Origin of the sequence: Pseudomonas sp. 2995-1, assembly GCF_002742505.1 — a bacterium.
GTDB classification, from domain to species: Bacteria; Pseudomonadota; Gammaproteobacteria; order Pseudomonadales; family Pseudomonadaceae; genus Aquipseudomonas; species Aquipseudomonas sivasensis.
In genome coordinates this window covers 88,700-104,476 of the sequence record NZ_LJSA01000349.1, presented here as the reverse complement: position 1 = coordinate 104,476, position 15,777 = coordinate 88,700, and the positions used below count along the sequence as shown (strand labels likewise).

Below are 15,777 nucleotides of genomic sequence, written 5' to 3'. Positions count from 1 at the left end.
TTATAAGCAGGGATCAATTTGTAATCGTGCGTGACTGTTGTTTAAGCCTCAGCTTTAACCATAGGTCACGCCACACGTTCAGGTACGCCAAAACTTATACCAAAAAACAATATTGTACAGCTATTGGTGTCGGCGTAGTCTGTACCCAACGGTAGAACGAGGCCCTCCATGACTGTCCCCATCGCGATCATCGGTACCGGCATCGCCGGTCTCTCCGCCGCCCGAGCGTTACGAGACGCCGGGCACGCTGTGCAACTCTTCGATAAAAGCCGCGGCAGTGGTGGCCGCATGTCCAGCAAGCGCAGTGATGCCGGTGCGCTGGACATGGGCGCCCAATACTTCACCGCCCGCGACCGACGCTTCGTCAATGAAGTGCAACGCTGGCAAAGCAATGGCTGGGCCGAGCAGTGGAAACCGCAGTTGTACAACTTCAAATCCGGCCAGCTCACCCCTTCCCCCGACGAGCAGATCCGCTGGGTAGGCTCACCGCGCATGAGCGCCATCACCCGTGCCCTGCTCGATGACTTGCCGGTGGAGTTCGGTTGCCGCATTACCGAGGTGTTCCAAGGGACTCAACACTGGAACCTGCTCGACGCTGACGGTGGCAATCATGGACCATTCAGCCACGTGATCATCGCCACGCCAGCGCCACAAGCCACCGCCCTGCTCGCCGCTGCGCCGAAGCTGGCCAGCGCCGCCGCAGGGGTAAAAATGGACCCCACCTGGGCCATCGCCCTGGCCTTCGACACACCCCTTGATACGCCAATGGAAGGCTGCTTCGTGCAGGACAGCCCCCTCGACTGGCTGGCGCGCAACCGCAGCAAACCTGGACGCGACACCACCCTCGACACCTGGGTGCTGCACGCCACCAGCGCCTGGAGCAAAGCCCACTTGGACCTGTCCAAGGAAGCCGTGATCGAACACCTGCACGGCGCCTTCGCCGAGTTACTGCACAGCGCCATGCCTGCGCCGTCGTTCAGCCTGGCGCACCGCTGGCTGTATGCGCGGCCGTCCAGCAGCCATGAATTCGGTGTGCTGGCCGATGCCGACCTGGGTCTGTACGTGTGTGGCGACTGGTGCCTGTCCGGTCGAGTGGAAGGCGCCTGGCTCAGTGGCCAGGAAGCCGCGCGACGCCTGATCGAGCACCTGCAATGAACCGCATCAACCCCGCTAAGCTGCTGCTGTCAAAGTGGACAGCAGCCCATCCCCGTAATAAGGAAAAACACTTTTTGGTCACCGAGCTGTTTCGGGATGAAGAAGGCACGGTGCTGGAAATCGAGCTGCAAGCCATCATGACCAAACGCGGCAAACGCCTTCCGTGGCAGACCTTGCAGAATGCCGAGGCATGGAAAATGGGCTGGAAATAGTCTCCCCCGCAAAAAACCTGTACAAATAATTTGACTTGTACAGCTTCAGACCTATGATGAGATTAGTTGTACAGAAATCAACGCTTGTACAAGAATCTTGCAGAGGTTTGGCCATGTCCAGCAGCGCAAAACCGAAGATCGCTATCAGCGCCTGCCTACTAGGCGAGAACGTGCGCTTCAATGGCGGCCATAAACAGTCCCTGCTCTGCAGCCAAACCCTCGCCGACTACTTCGACTTTGTGCCCCTGTGCCCCGAAGTTGCGATCGGCCTGGGCATCCCCCGCGAACCGATCCGCCTGGTTGGCGACCCTGCGCATCCGCAGGCCGTGGGCACTGTGCGCCGCGAACTCAACGTGACCCAGCCCCTGAACGAATACGGCCAGCAAATGGCTGAAGAACATACCGATCTGTGCGGCTACATCTTCATGCAGAAGTCGCCGTCCTGTGGACTGGAGCGAGTCAAGGTGTACCGCGAAAACGGCACACCGGTCGACGGTGGCGGACGCGGCATCTATGCCCAGGCATTTTGCGCGCGCCACCCCAACCTACCGGTCGAAGAAGACGGCCGACTGAACGACCCGGTGCTGCGGGAAAACTTCCTGACCCGCGTTTTCGTCTACGCCAGCTGGCAAAAACTGCTGGCCGAAGGGCTGACCCGTCACCGCCTGCTGGCCTTTCACTCGCGCTACAAATACCTGCTGATGGCCCACAGTCCCGCCCATTACAAAAGCCTGGGTCACCTGCTGGGCAGCATGGGCAAAGGCACCGACCTTAATGAACTCGCCGAGTCTTACTTCAGCGATTTGATGACCGGCCTGACCAAATGCGCCACTCGCGGCACCCACACCAATGTGCTGCAACACATCAGCGGCTACCTCAAGCAAGTGATCAGCGCCGATGACAAGCAGGAAATGCAAACCGTCATCGGCCAATACCGCCACGGCATCGTGCCGCTGGTGGTGCCGCTGACGCTGCTCAAGCATCACTTTCGCCAACACCCGGACCGCTACATCGCGCAGCAGGCGTACCTGCAACCGCACCCGGAAAATCTCAGCCTGCGTAATGCGATCTAGACCATGAAAGCTGCCCTGCAAGACGAACCCGGCGAAGACATCGCTCAAGCCCTGGAAGACGGCTGGCTGCCGATCCGCGAAGTGGCGCGCCAGACCGGCGTCAACGCTGTGACATTGCGCGCCTGGGAGCGTCGCTATGGCCTGATCGTGCCCCAGCGCACACCCAAGGGCCATCGGCTGTTCAGCGCCGACCATGTACAACGCATCCACGCCATCCTCACCTGGCTCAATCGCGGCGTGCCGGTCAGCCAGGTGAAGCACCTGATCGACTCTGCCCAGGCCAACACCGACACGGCGCAGAATGAATGGCACACCCTGCGCCAGACCTTGGTACAGGCCATCAGCGAACTGACCGAACGCCGGGTCGACGATGCCTTCAACCAGGCCATGGCACTGTACCCGCCGCGTACCCTGTGTGAACAACTGCTACTGCCGCTGATCAAGGAGCTGGAGCAGCGTTGGCAGGGCCAGTTCGGCGCGCAGATGGAGCGGGTATTTTTCCTGTCCTGGCTGCGCAGCAAGTTCGGTGCGCGCATCTACCACAATAATCGCCAGTTGCACGGTGCGCCGCTGCTGCTGATTAACCAGTCCGACCTGCCCCTGGAGCCGCATTTATGGCTCAGCGCCTGGCTGGCCAGCAGCGCCGACTGCCCCGTGGAAGTGTTTGACTGGCCGCTGCCCGCCGGCGAGCTGGCCCTTGCAGTCGAGCACCTGCAACCGCGCGCGGTCTTGCTGTATTCGAGCAAAGCCCTGCACCTGCCGGGCCTGACCAAGCTGCTCACGGGCGTCAGTCGCCCGACGCTGCTCGTCGGACCAACGGTCTGCATCCATCAGGCGGAGTTAGCCGTATTAACCCATGACACTCCTGAATTATTCGTGGCCGAAGATGTGTTGTCGGCCCACCAGCTACTGATACAGCGTGGACTTATTTAAATGCACTTGATCTGGCTGCGCACCGACCTGCGCCTACACGACAACACCGCCTTGGCCGCCGCGACCCAGCGAGGCCCGGTTGCCGCCGCGTACCTGATCACGCCTGAGCAATGGCTGGCCCACGATGATGCTCCGTGCAAGGTCGACTTCTGGCTGCGCAACCTGCAGCACTTGAGCAAAGACTTAGGCGAGCTGAACATTCCCCTGCTGATCCGCACAGCTGCCACCTGGGACCAGGCGCCCAGCGTGCTCAGCGAACTGTGCCGGGACCTGTCGGCGCAATCGCTGCACGTCAACGAGGAGTACGGCATTCATGAAAGCCGTCGTGACGCCGCCGTCGCCCAGGCGCTGGAAGCCGAGGGCGTGACCTTCCACAGTTACCTTGATCAATTGTTCTTCCAACCGGGCAGTGTGCTGACCAAGACCGGCACCTACTTCCAGGTCTTCAGTCAGTTCCGCAAGGTCTGCTACACACGGCTGCACAGCGCGCTTCCACAGTTAGTGCCCACGCCAAAGGCCCAGGCCAAACTCGACCTTAAAAGCGATCCGGTGCCGACCACCGTCGCAGGCTTCGAGCCGCCCAGCGACACCCTGCGTGCCCTATGGCCCGCCGGTGAGGACGAAGCCCGGCGGCGCCTCGATGCATTCGCCGACCAGCAGATCAGCTACTACAAAGACGAGCGCGACTTCCCCGCCAAGCCCGGTACCAGCCAGCTGTCGGCCTACCTCGCTGCCGGCGTGGTTTCGCCGCGCCAGTGCCTGCATGCAGCATTGCAGAGCAACCAAGGCGAATTCGAAAGTGGCGACATAGGCGCCATCACCTGGATCAACGAACTGCTCTGGCGTGAGTTCTATAAACACATTCTGGTGGGCTACCCACGGGTGTCCCGTCACCGTGCGTTCCGCCCCGAGACCGAGGACGTGGCCTGGCGTGATGCGCCCAAGGATCTGGCAGCCTGGCAAGAAGCTCGCACTGGCCTGCCGATCATCGACGCCGCCATGCGTCAATTGCTGGAAACCGGCTGGATGCACAACCGCCTGCGCATGGTAGTGGCAATGTTCCTGACCAAAAACCTGCTGATCGACTGGCGTGAAGGCGAGCGCTTCTTCATGCGTCACCTGATCGACGGCGACTTGGCCGCCAATAACGGTGGCTGGCAGTGGAGCTCGTCCACCGGTACCGACTCGGCGCCCTACTTCCGGATTTTCAGCCCGCTGAGCCAGTCAGAAAAATTCGACAGCGAAGGCGTGTTCATCAAGTACTGGCTGCCGGAATTGGCCGCACTGAATAAAAAGGAAGTGCATAACCCCGAAGCCGCCGGTGGTCTGTTTGGCGTGGCAGATTATCCGCGCTCGATTGTCGACTTGAAGAAGTCCCGCGAGCGCGCCCTGGCCGCTTTCCGCAGCCTGCCTTCACGTCAATCGGTCGTCGAACATGAGTGACTTCCTGCAACGCTTCGCCCAAACCTTCGCCACGCTGGACAAGCACAACTTGCACCTGCTCGACAGCCTGTACAGCAAGGACATTGCCTTTACCGACCCGCTGCACGAGGTCCATGGGCTGACCGCGTTGCACAGTTATTTCGCCGAGTTGTACAGCAACGTCAGCCAACTGCGCTTCGACTTCCACGGTTTCGACCAAGTGGCCGAAGGCGAAGGCTACCTGCGCTGGAAAATGAGTTTTTGCCACCCACGCCTGGCCAACGGCCAAGTCATCCGGGTGGAAGGATGCTCGCACCTGATGTGGCGGGACAAGGTGTACCGCCACCGCGATTACTTCGATGCCGGCGCCATGCTCTACGAGCACCTGCCCGTGCTGGGCAGAGTCGTCAGTTGGCTCAAAAGGAGAGTGGGATGAACGCAGTGTCGCCACGTCGTTATTGGCTGACCGGTGCCAGCAGTGGGATCGGCGCCGCCTTGGCCGTGGAGCTGCTTAACAGCGGCGCCCATGTCGCCTTGAGTTCTCGCACCCAGGCACCGCTGGATGCGCTGGCTCTACGCTACCCCGGCCAAGTGTTGGTGGTGGCCGGTGACCTGACCAACAGCCAGACCGTGCGCGAAATTGGCGAGCACATCGGTGACGTCTGGGGCTCGCTCGACACCGTGATCCTTAACGCCGGCACCTGTGAATATGTCGACGCCAAGCAGTTTGATTCATCGATCATCGAGCATGTGGTGCGCACCAACCTGCTGGCCAGCAGTTATTGCATCGAAGCGGCCCTGCCGTTGTTGCGTGTCGGGCGTGCACCGCATCTGGTGGGCGTCGCCAGCGCCGTGACCTACCTGCCGATGCCCCGCGCAGAAGCCTATGGCGCGTCCAAGGCCGGCCTGCGTTATCTGTTCGAGTCCCTGCGCATCAGCCTGTCGCCGGAAAATATCGATGTCACCGTGATCAGCCCGGGCTTCGTCGATACGCCACTGACCGAGCGCAATGACTTCCCGATGCCCCTGAGCTGGCCGGCCGACAAGGCTGCTCGGCATATATTCTCCAAGCTGGACAAACGCCCACTGGAAATCGCCTTCCCGGCCTTGTTTATCGCCACCCTGTGGCCGCTGTCGAAACTGCCTAATCGCGCGCAATTGATCATCGGCAAACGCATGCTGCGCAGCCCGCCACCGAAAAAGGACGACCTGTGAAGATCGCCATTATCGGCAGCGGCATTGCTGGCCTGACCAGCGCCTACCTGCTTAGCCGCAGTCACGAAGTCACCGTGTTCGAAGCGGGCGACCGTATCGGCGGGCATACCCATACGGTCAACGTCAGCGTCGACGGCAAAAGCTACGCAGTGGATACCGGCTTCATCGTGTTCAACGACTGGACCTACCCCAACTTCATCCGCTTGCTGGGGCAGATCGGTGTCTCGTTCAAACCCACCGAAATGAGCTTTTCGGTGTGTGACGAAAAAACCCGGTTCGAATACAACGGCAATAACCTCAACAGCCTGTTCGCCCAACGCCGCAATATCCTGTCGCCGGGCTTCTGGGGCATGTTGCGCGACATCCTGCGGTTCAACCGCCAGGCACCGCTGGACCTGCAGGAGCAACGCATCAGTGCCGAGATGACCTTGGGCGATTACCTCACGGCCGGCGGCTACGGCGAGCGCTTTGTGCGGCACTACATCGTGCCGATGGGTGCGGCGATCTGGTCGATGTCCCTGGCGGACATGCTGGGTTTTCCGCTGCAGTTCTTTGTGCGTTTCTTCAAGAACCACGGCTTGCTGTCGGTGAACAACCGGCCGCAGTGGTGTGTGATCGAAGGTGGATCCAGCAGCTATATCGAACCGCTGACCCGCGGCTTTCGCGAGCAGATCCGCCTCAACAGCCCTGTGCATAACGTCGAGCGCACCGAGCAAGGCGTAGTTATCCACAGTCCTGCCGGCTGCGAGGCATTTGATCGGGTGGTATTCGCCTGTCATAGCGACCAGGCGCTGGCATTGCTCGCCGACCCAAGCCAGGCCGAACAAGAGATTCTCGGTGCCCTGCCCTACGCCGATAACGACGTGGTTTTGCACACCGACACGCGCCTGCTGCCCGACCGCCAACTGGCCTGGGCCAGTTGGAATTACCGGCTGAGCGGTAACACCCAGACTCAGGCCGCCGTCACCTATGACATGAACATCCTGCAAGGCATCGACAGCGCTACCACCTTTTGCGTCAGCCTCAACCAGACGCCGATGATCAACCCGCTGAAGATCCTCGCGCGCTTCACCTACGCGCATCCGCAATACAGCCTGGCGGCGGTGGCCGCGCAAAACCGCTGGGAAGAACTGGCCGGCGTGCGCAACACGTTTTATTGCGGCGCCTACTGGGCCAATGGTTTCCACGAAGACGGCGTGGTCAGTGCGCTGCGCGTGGCCCAGGCCTTTGGGGAAACCCTGTGAACAGCGCCCTGTACAGCGGCTGGATTGCCCATCGACGGTTTGCGCCCAAGGCCCATGCCTTTCGCTACCGCATCGGCCTGCTGTACCTGGATTTGAGCGAACAAGACGAAGTCCTCGGACTGTCACCGTTGGCCGGACCAAGTCGCCTGGCGCCCTTCGGCTTTCGTCAGCAGGACTATCTGCGTGAATTCACGCGTCACGGCATGAGCTTGAGCGATGCCGTGCGCCAGGAAGTCGGCAAGGCTCTGGGGCATACGCCTCAGGGCGTTATCTGCCTACTGACCCAGGCCCGCAGTTGGGGCCTGGCTTTTAATCCCGTGAGTTTCTTCTACTGTTTCGAGGCCGATGGGCAACTGGCCGCGATCTTGTGTGAAGTGACCAACACCCCGTGGCGCGAGCGCTACCACTACGTACTGCCGGCCCAAGCCCTGGGCGCTGATGAGCACCAGCATTTCGCGGTGGCCAAGGCCTTCCATGTGTCGCCGTTCCTGCCTCGCGACCTGGAATACCGCATGAGCTTCAGCCCGCCCGCAGACAGGCTCGGCGTGCACATGGCCGACTGGCAGGGCGAGCTGAAAGTCTTCGACGCCACCTTGAGCCTGCAAAAGGAAGCGCTGACCCGCGCCAGCCTGCATCGCTACTTGTGGCGATTTCCGTGGATGACCGCCAAGACTTGCCTGGCCATTTACTGGCAGGCGATACGCCTGTTTCTTAAACGCACACCGATTTTTTCCCACCGGGCCGCCGATGGCGCCTCTCGTACAGCAGTCGGGTATACCAAGGATCGCCGCCATGAAATCCCCTAGCTTATCGGTCAAGACCAGCCGCCTGAACGTCAACGGCGTGACCAGTGCGCTGCTGCGCAAGGGCGTACTGCGCCAACTCAGCCAATTGCGCCATGGCCAATTGGTGGTGATCGAGGACGGCGAACGGCGAGTGTTCGGCGCACGGGAAGCGCACTTGCTGGGGGAAATCCAGATCCTCGACCCTGCGGTGTGGGGCCTGGTGGCGGCCAACGGTTCCATCGGCGCCGGCGAGGCGTTTATTCACGGTTATTGGAGCAGTCCGGACCTGACCGCGGTGGTACGTGTGATGGTCAGCAACCTGGACGTGCTCGACGCCATGGAAGGTGGCCTGGCGCGGCTGGCACGCCCGTTCACTCAAGGTCTGCACTGGCTCAACCGCAATACGCGCAAGGGCTCGCAGAAAAACATCGCCGCGCACTACGACCTTGGCAACGACCTGTTCGAAGAATTCCTCGACCCGACCATGATGTATTCGGCGGCGCAATTTCTGAGCGACGACGACACCCTGGAACAGGCGCAACTGAACAAGCTTGAACGCATCTGCCAGAAACTCGCGCTCAAACCCACCGACCACCTGCTGGAAATCGGCACCGGTTGGGGCAGCATGGCGCTATACGCGGCGCAACACTATGGCTGCAAGGTCACCACCACGACCTTGTCCAAGGAGCAATTCGCCTACACCGAAAAACGCATCGAAACCCTCGGTTTGCAAGGCCAGGTCACGCTGCTGCTGAGCGACTATCGCGACCTCACCGGCCAATACGACAAGCTGGTATCCATCGAGATGATCGAAGCCGTGGGCCATCGCTTTCTGCCCACCTACTTCAAGCAGTGCGCGCATTTGCTCAAGAGCGATGGGCTGATGCTGCTGCAGGCCATCACGATCCGTGAGCAACGGTTTGAGCAGGCCAAGAACAGCGTGGACTTTATCCAGCGCTACATTTTCCCCGGCGGCGCCCTGCCCAGTGTGCAGAACATGCTGCAGATCGTCAGCCGCGACACCGATATGAACCTGCTGCACATGGAAGACTTTGGCCTGCACTACGCGCGAACCTTGCGCCTGTGGCATGAGAACTTTCGCCGCGCCCACGGCCGTCTGACGGAGCTGGGCTACGACGAATACTTTTTGCGGTTGTGGGAGTTTTACCTCTGCTACTGCGAAGGTGGCTTTATGGAGCGCACCATCGGCACCGCGCAATTGCTGCTGGCCAAACCGGCAGCCATCAACCCGCCGTTGCTCGGGCGCTTCAATGCTTAAAACCCTGGCCAATGCCGCGCTGTTCCAGTGCGGCTGGTTTGCCTGTGTGCTGGGCGGCGACAGCCTGTGGCTGCTGGTTGGCCTGGCGGTGCTGGCCGTTCACCTGCTGTGGATAAGTGCGTGGGCCGAGGACGGTGTACTGATCATCAGCGTGATGCTGGTGGGCACCGCAGTGGACACGCTGCTGCGCGCCGTAGGGGTTTTCCAGTTCAGCGAGCCGGGGCCATTGATTCCGTTCTGGTTGATGCTGCTATGGGCATTGCTGGCGACCACCCTGCGCCATTGCCTGGCCTGGAGCGCGCGACCGTGGTGGCGTGCCGCACTGCTGGGCGCGATGGGCGGGCCGCTGTCCTACTACGCGGGGAGCCAATTGACCGATGTTCAATTTGGCTATGGCCTGGGCCCTACAATGGCCGGCCTTGCCGTGCTTTGGGCGGTGCTTTTTGTCGGGCTGCACCGGCTGGCACGCTGACGTCCGTCAGAGCATTCACACGTAAATGACCGGCTTGCCTTACACTGCTCGCCTATGACCAACATCCCCCACACCCAAATCACTGAGCCCACCGTCACCTGCTCGACGTGCGCGGCCTGCTGCTGCCAGCTGGAAGTCATGTTGATCACCGATACCGGCGTGCCGGAGCGCTATATCGACACCGACGACTGGGGCGGCGAAGTGATGCTGCGCCTGGACGACGGCTGGTGCGCGGCGCTGGATCGGGACACGATGATGTGCACGATTTATGAGCGTCGGCCGCTGATTTGTCGGGAATTCGAGATGGGCGCACCGGAGTGCCTGACCGAACGCGAAGGAATCGCCACGGCGTACCGCTGATCTCAGGCCAGTGACGACCTCAATGTGGAAGGGGGCTTGACCCCGATAGTGGTGGATCAGTTGGAAAATTCCGCGACTGACACTCCGCCATCGGGGCAAGCCCCCTCCCACAAGGTTTTGAATTACAGCGGCATCGTGTAGTGCAGTGAGTAGCTTTCTACACCGTCGTTATTGCTGCTGATCCCGGCATTGGAGTAGTGCGTGGCGCGAATGCCCACTTCATGCCCACCGGTGAAGCGCAGGCCGAAACCCAAGCGGTCTTCGAACTGGAAAGCCTGGCCGATGTTGTTGTCCTCCAGTTTGGTACGGGAGAACACCGCCACGCCGATCCCGGCTTCGATGTAGGGCTTGACCGACTGACCGGCAAATTCATACACAAAGACAGGCGAGAACGACAGGCTGCTGGCGCCTGCACGGTCATCACCTTCCCAATAGGTATAGGCGCCGCTCCAATAGCCGGTCAGGCGACCGACATCACTTTGCATCCAACTCTTGTCCCAATCCGACGTCAGCCCCAATCGATAGGTGAGCGTCGAATCACTGGTGGCCCCCAGGCCAAACTCAAGCCCGGCGGCCTGCGCCGAAAAAGAGTGTCCCACCACAGCGGCCGCAATCGCAGCCAAACAGAACAAGCGCTTCATAAGAAACATCCTTTCCGAACGAAGTTATATGGTTTTGTACAAGCAATCTGGCTATAGAAGCCTACGCAGTGCCAGAAGTTCAGCGTCTAATGGCGATATTTCACGAAATTTTCACGCGCCAAAGCTTCGCACAACTCCGGAATATTTCCACAGTGTCGGTAGGATATTTCTTAGGTGATACACATCACCGCTGGTCCAGAACTGCGCAGGCTCAGGATCACCGTGGGCAAGCAGGTCGCGCTCGCCCAATAAACGCTTGAGCTGGCGAGCCACGGCGGCGCCGGTGTCGATGAGGATGATGCTGGGGGGCAGCATCTGCGCCAGGAGCGGCTTGAGGAAGGGATAGTGGGTGCAACCGAGGATGAGCGTGTCGCAACCGGCGCTTAGCAGCGGCTCGATGTAGCCCTGCAACAACTGACGCAGGGCCGGGCTGTGCAGATCACCGGTTTCAATCAGCTCCACCAGGCCCGGGCACGGCTGGGTGATCACCTGCACATCGGCGGCGAAACGGTCGAGCAACGCGGCGAACTTGGCACTTTGCAGAGTACCGGTGGTGGCCAGCACACCGACCACGCCACTGCGCGTGGCAGCAGCCGCAGGTTTGACGGCGGGTTCCATGCCCACCAGCGGCCAATCGGGATAGTCCTGGCGCAAGTCGGCTACGGCGGCTACGGTCGCGGTATTGCAAGCGATCACGAACGCCTTGGCGCCCCGTTCGCGGAAAAACTCAGCGACCCGCCGTGAACGCTCACGAATAAAGTCGGGGGTTTTCTCGCCATAGGGGATATGTCCGCAATCGGCCACGTAAAGCAGCGATTCGTGGGGCAACAGTTGCTGGATTTCATCCAGCACCGACAAGCCGCCGACCCCGGAATCGAACACACCGATCGGCGCGTCCTTAATCATGTTGCGTCCCACAGACACTGCATCCGGGATCACGCTTGACCCGCAATTCACGAAAGCGCGTGGTCAAGGCATCAATCAATAACAAGCGGCCCACCAGCGGTTCACCAAAACCGGCAAGCAGCTTCAAGGCTTCCAAGGCTTGCAGGCTACCGACCAGCCCCACCAACGGCCCGACCACCCCCGCTTCGCTGCACGTAAGCTCGGTGTCGCTGCCATGCCCGTATAAACAGTGGTAACACGGGCTTTCGGCGCGACGCGGGTCGAAGACAGACAATTGGCCTTCAAGCCGAATTGCCGCGCCGCTGATCAACGGCTTGGCTGCGACGACGCAGGCGGCGTTGACCGCTTCGCGTGTGGAGAAGTTGTCGCTGCAATCGAGCACCACGTCTACCGCCGCCACTGCGGCCGCCAGGGAGTCGGCGTCCAGCGCGGTGCGATGGGCAACCAACGTGATTTCAGGGTTGATGGCGGTCAGGCGGCGCAGCGCCGAGTCGACCTTGGTCTGCCCAACGCTGTCGGTGTCATGGATGATCTGGCGTTGCAGGTTGGTCAGGTCGACGGTGTCGAAGTCGGCCAAATGCAGCTCGCCCACGCCCGCAGCGGCCAGATACAGCGCCACAGGCGCGCCCAGGCCACCGAGCCCGACGATCAGAGCTCGGCTGTTTTTCAGGCGTAATTGGCCCTCGATGTCGACATGTTGCAACAGAATCTGTCGGCTATAGCGCAACAGCTCCTGATCAGTCAGCACGGGCGACGTCCCAGGGTGATGCGTTCGTGACCACCGAGGTCGAGACGGCTATGCACTTCGTCAAAACCCTGGCTCAGCAACAGATCACGTACGGCCAAAGCCTGATCGTAACCGTGTTCGAGCAGCAGCCAGCCACCCGCATTCAGGTGGGCCGGCGCCTCGTTGATGATCAACCGCAAGTCGTCCAGACCATCATGGCCCGCCACCAGCGCACTGGCCGGTTCGAAACGTACATCGCCTGCGACCAGATGCGGGTCGCTGTCGGCGATATAAGGCGGATTACTGATGATCAGATCGTAGCTGCGACCTTGCAGTGAGCTGAACCAATGACTGCTCAGCACTGTGGCGTTATTCAGGTGAAGACGCTGGCGGTTGCGTTCGGCCAGGGCCACGGCTTCAAGCACACGGTCGACGGCCGTGACTTGCCAGGCCGGGCGCTCACTGGCCAGGGCCAGGGCGATGGCGCCGCTGCCGGTGCCGAGGTCGAGAACCTTGGCTGGCGTGGCCGGCAGTAATTCCAGGGCCGCCTCCACCAGCAGTTCGGTTTCCGGACGCGGGATCAGCGTGTGAGGCGCGACCTCCAAGTCCAGCTTCCAGAAGCCTTGCTGGCCGAGAATATAAGCGACCGGCTCACCCCCGCGGCGGCGCTGGAGATAGTCGGCAAAGGTCAGAGCGTCTTCGCTGCTGACGATTTTTTCCGGCCAGGTGTGCAGGTAGCTGCGGGATTTGCCCAGGGCAGCCGCCAGCAATAATTCCACATCCAGGCGCGCAGTGGGCGAGTCTGGCAAATCAGCGGCACGCAGCAGGCTGGCGATGATGGTCATTTATTCACCTATCGCGGCCAGTTGATCGGCCTGGTATTCGGCGAGCAAGGGCTCGATCACCGCATCGACGCCACCGGCGAGAATCTCGTCGAGGGAGTACAGGGTGAGGTTGACCCGGTGGTCGGTGACCCGGCCCTGGGCAAAGTTGTAGGTGCGAATGCGCTCTGAACGGTCGCCCGACCCCACCAGCAACTTGCGCTCACTGGCAATCGCATTGGCGGCGGCGCTGGTTTGCTGGTCGTTGAGTTTGGCCGACAACCAGGACATGGCCCGTGCACGGTTCTTGTGCTGGGAACGCTCTTCCTGGCATTCCACCACGATGCCCGACGGCAAGTGGGTGATGCGGATCGCCGAGTCGGTCTTGTTGACGTGCTGCCCCCCGGCACCCGACGAGCGGTAAGTGTCCACGCGCAAGTCCGCGGGGTTGATCTCGATGGCTTCCTGCTCGTCAGGCTCAGGCAGTACGGCCACGGTGCACGCGGAGGTGTGGATACGGCCTTGGGATTCGGTCGCTGGTACACGTTGTACGCGGTGCGCGCCGGATTCGAACTTCAGCTTGCCGTAGACATTCTCGCCTTCAACCCGCGCGATGACTTCTTTATAGCCGCCGTGCTCGCCCTCGTTCTCGGACAGGATCTCCACACGCCAGCCACGTCGCTCGGCATAGCGCGAATACATGCGGAAGAGGTCGCCAGAGAAAATCGCCGCCTCGTCACCACCGGTGCCGGCGCGGATTTCGAGGAACACGTTGCGTCCGTCGTTGGGGTCCTTGGGCAGCAGCATGCGTTGCAGATCGCCTTCCAGCGCGATCAGCTTGTCCTTGGCTTCGCGGACTTCTTCGACGGCCATTTCGCGCATGTCCGGGTCGCTGTCCTTGAGCAGCGCCTGGGCGCCTTCAAGGTCGGCTTGGGTCTTCAGCCATTGCCCGTAGGTGCTTACGATCGGCTCAACTTCCGCGTATTCCTTGGAATAGGTACGGAATTTGGTCTGATCGGAGATGACTTCGCCATCGCCGAGCAAGGCGGTCAGTTCTTCGAAACGGTCCTGGAGCACGTCCAGTTTATTGAGCAGTGACGCTTTCATTGCGATTTTTTATCCGAAGAGCTATCTGACGCGCCCTCACCGAGGGCAAAGAGTTCCTGGGCCATGGCCAGCGCATCGAGGCGGCCTTCGGCAGTCAATTTTTTAAGCTGCACGCTGGGAGCGTGGAGTAACTTGTTGGTCAGGCCACGGGCCAGTTGCATCAGCACCTCTTCGGCGCTACCGCCGTTGGCCAGCAAACGCTGGGCCTTGAGCAGCTCCTCGTCGCGCAGGCGTTCGCCCTGCTGACGATACGCCTTGAGCACATCCACCGCCGCCAGTTCACGCAGGCGCACCATAAAATCTTCGGCACCGGTGCTGACCATCTCCTCGGCAGCCTGGGCAGCCCCTTGGCGACTCTTGAGATTTTCGGCGACCACTTCGTGCAGATCGTCGACGCTATAGAGGTAAACGTCGTCCAACTCGCCGACTTCGGGCTCGATATCCCGGGGAACGGCGATATCCACCATGAAAATCGGTTTATGCTTGCGCAGCTTCAGCGCACTTTCCACCGCGCCTTTGCCCAGAATCGGCAATTGGCTGGCAGTGGAGCTGATGACGATATCGCTGCGCACCAGTTCAGCCGGAATATCCGCCAGCAGCACGGCGTGGGCACCGAATTGTTCGGCGAGGATGCTGGCCCGCTCCAGGGTGCGGTTGGCGACCACGATGCGCTTTACACCCAGGTCATGCAGATGACGGGCGACCAGGGTGATGGTCTCGCCGGCGCCAATCAGCAAGGCCTGGCTGCGCTGCAAGTCGCTGAAAATCTGTTTGGCCAGGCTGACGGCGGCAAATGCCACGGACACCGGGTTTTCGCCGATGGCTGTATCAGTGCGCACTTGCTTGGCAGAATTGAACGTGGCCTGAAACAGCCGACCCAGCAACGGACCAACGGTACCGGCCTCACGCGCCACGGCGTAGGCGGACTTCATCTGGCCCAGAATCTGCGGCTCGCCCAACACCAGCGAATCGAGACCAGCGGCCACACGCATCATGTGACGAACTGCCGCATCCTCTTCGTGCACATAAGCGCATGCGCGCAGGTCGTCGAGGCTCAAATGGTGGTAATCGGCCAGCCAGCGCAGGACGACATCCGCTGAAAGATGTTCCTGCTCTATATAAAGCTCGCTGCGATTGCAGGTCGAAAGGATCGCAGCTTCGCGGCTGTCGGTGAGCCGGCAGAGCTGCTGCAAGGCCTCAACCAACTGCTCTGGCGTAAACGCCACGCGCTCGCGCACGTCTACGGAGGCAGTCTTGTGGTTAATACCGAGTGCGAGGAAGGCCATTCAATATCGCTGATGATGTCGGGAAGCCGACAATTGTCCTACTTCGAAAGATTCAGAACAACCACCGTCGTCTATTGTCCTAATGCCTTGTGTCTATAAAGGCATCAACTGAGACTCGGTTATGTTTGGCCGAAGGCTT

At 60.9% G+C, this 15,777-nt stretch carries 18 protein-coding genes; 12 read left to right on the top strand and 6 right to left on the bottom strand.

The window, feature by feature from the left end; genetic code table 11:
- Positions 1-168 precede the first annotated feature (168 nt).
- The 12 genes from AOA61_RS13450 to AOA61_RS13395 all read left to right on the top strand — a co-directional run bounded on the left by AOA61_RS13450 (position 169) and on the right by AOA61_RS13395 (position 10,150).
- Positions 169-1,155, top strand: coding sequence for an NAD(P)/FAD-dependent oxidoreductase (locus AOA61_RS13450; RefSeq protein ID WP_095183781.1), 987 nt, complete (start codon positions 169-171; stop codon positions 1,153-1,155).
- Positions 1,152-1,367, top strand: a complete 216-nt coding sequence (locus AOA61_RS13445; protein WP_099601951.1) for a TIGR02450 family Trp-rich protein — start codon at positions 1,152-1,154, stop codon at positions 1,365-1,367. The genes AOA61_RS13450 and AOA61_RS13445 overlap by 4 nt, the downstream gene beginning before the upstream one ends.
- A 113-nt stretch (positions 1,368-1,480) precedes the next feature.
- Positions 1,481-2,440, top strand: a complete 960-nt coding sequence (locus AOA61_RS13440; protein ID WP_095183780.1) for a DUF523 and DUF1722 domain-containing protein — start codon at positions 1,481-1,483, stop codon at positions 2,438-2,440.
- A gap of 3 nt (positions 2,441-2,443) precedes the next feature.
- Positions 2,444-3,373, top strand: a complete 930-nt coding sequence (locus tag AOA61_RS13435) for a MerR family transcriptional regulator (RefSeq protein ID WP_099601950.1) — start codon at positions 2,444-2,446, stop codon at positions 3,371-3,373.
- Entirely contained in the window at positions 3,374-4,816 is a 1,443-nt protein-coding gene (gene phrB / locus AOA61_RS13430) for a deoxyribodipyrimidine photo-lyase (protein ID WP_099601949.1), read from the top strand.
- Complete coding sequence (locus tag AOA61_RS13425) at positions 4,809-5,231, top strand: nuclear transport factor 2 family protein (protein WP_032886136.1); 423 nt, start codon at positions 4,809-4,811, stop codon at positions 5,229-5,231. Before phrB ends, AOA61_RS13425 begins: the two co-directional genes overlap by 8 nt.
- Positions 5,228-6,010 (top strand): SDR family oxidoreductase, encoded by a 783-nt coding sequence (locus AOA61_RS13420; RefSeq protein WP_032886135.1) that lies wholly within the window; start codon positions 5,228-5,230, stop codon positions 6,008-6,010. The genes AOA61_RS13425 and AOA61_RS13420 overlap by 4 nt, the downstream gene beginning before the upstream one ends.
- Positions 6,007-7,254 carry an NAD(P)/FAD-dependent oxidoreductase gene (locus tag AOA61_RS13415; protein ID WP_099601948.1) on the top strand — a complete coding sequence of 416 codons (1,248 nt, stop codon included), beginning with the start codon at positions 6,007-6,009 and terminating at the stop codon, positions 7,252-7,254. The genes AOA61_RS13420 and AOA61_RS13415 overlap by 4 nt, the downstream gene beginning before the upstream one ends.
- Positions 7,251-8,060 carry a DUF1365 domain-containing protein gene (locus tag AOA61_RS13410; protein ID WP_095183775.1) on the top strand — a complete coding sequence of 270 codons (810 nt, stop codon included), beginning with the start codon at positions 7,251-7,253 and terminating at the stop codon, positions 8,058-8,060. The genes AOA61_RS13415 and AOA61_RS13410 overlap by 4 nt, the downstream gene beginning before the upstream one ends.
- Positions 8,047-9,318: a cyclopropane-fatty-acyl-phospholipid synthase family protein gene (locus tag AOA61_RS13405; protein ID WP_099601947.1), complete on the top strand. Its 1,272-nt coding sequence runs from the start codon at positions 8,047-8,049 to the stop codon at positions 9,316-9,318. The genes AOA61_RS13410 and AOA61_RS13405 overlap by 14 nt, the downstream gene beginning before the upstream one ends.
- Positions 9,311-9,790, top strand: a complete 480-nt coding sequence (locus tag AOA61_RS13400) for a DUF2878 domain-containing protein (protein WP_032886128.1) — start codon at positions 9,311-9,313, stop codon at positions 9,788-9,790. Before AOA61_RS13405 ends, AOA61_RS13400 begins: the two co-directional genes overlap by 8 nt.
- Before the next feature lie 54 nt (positions 9,791-9,844).
- Positions 9,845-10,150 carry a YkgJ family cysteine cluster protein gene (locus AOA61_RS13395; protein WP_032886126.1) on the top strand — a complete coding sequence of 102 codons (306 nt, stop codon included), beginning with the start codon at positions 9,845-9,847 and terminating at the stop codon, positions 10,148-10,150.
- 122 nt (positions 10,151-10,272) lie between these two features.
- Here AOA61_RS13395 and AOA61_RS13390 read toward each other — a convergent pair whose 3' ends face one another.
- The 6 genes from AOA61_RS13390 to hemA all read right to left on the bottom strand — a co-directional run bounded on the left by AOA61_RS13390 (position 10,273) and on the right by hemA (position 15,638).
- Positions 10,273-10,791 (bottom strand): acyloxyacyl hydrolase, encoded by a 519-nt coding sequence (locus tag AOA61_RS13390; protein ID WP_032886125.1) that lies wholly within the window; start codon positions 10,789-10,791, stop codon positions 10,273-10,275.
- Between the two features lie 111 nt (positions 10,792-10,902).
- Complete coding sequence (gene murI, locus AOA61_RS13385; protein WP_099601946.1) at positions 10,903-11,697, bottom strand: glutamate racemase; 795 nt, start codon at positions 11,695-11,697, stop codon at positions 10,903-10,905.
- Positions 11,690-12,445, bottom strand: a complete 756-nt coding sequence (locus tag AOA61_RS13380; protein ID WP_099601945.1) for a molybdopterin-synthase adenylyltransferase MoeB — start codon at positions 12,443-12,445, stop codon at positions 11,690-11,692. The genes murI and AOA61_RS13380 overlap by 8 nt, the downstream gene beginning before the upstream one ends.
- Positions 12,439-13,269, bottom strand: coding sequence for a peptide chain release factor N(5)-glutamine methyltransferase (gene prmC / locus AOA61_RS13375; RefSeq protein ID WP_099601944.1), 831 nt, complete (start codon positions 13,267-13,269; stop codon positions 12,439-12,441). The genes AOA61_RS13380 and prmC overlap by 7 nt, the downstream gene beginning before the upstream one ends.
- The gene (gene prfA / locus AOA61_RS13370; RefSeq protein ID WP_032886121.1) at positions 13,270-14,352 is read right to left on the bottom strand and encodes a peptide chain release factor 1; all 1,083 of its coding nucleotides are present in this window, start codon (positions 14,350-14,352) and stop codon (positions 13,270-13,272) included.
- Positions 14,349-15,638: a glutamyl-tRNA reductase gene (hemA, locus tag AOA61_RS13365; protein ID WP_032886119.1), complete on the bottom strand. Its 1,290-nt coding sequence runs from the start codon at positions 15,636-15,638 to the stop codon at positions 14,349-14,351. The genes prfA and hemA overlap by 4 nt, the downstream gene beginning before the upstream one ends.
- Positions 15,639-15,777: the final 139 nt, after the last annotated feature.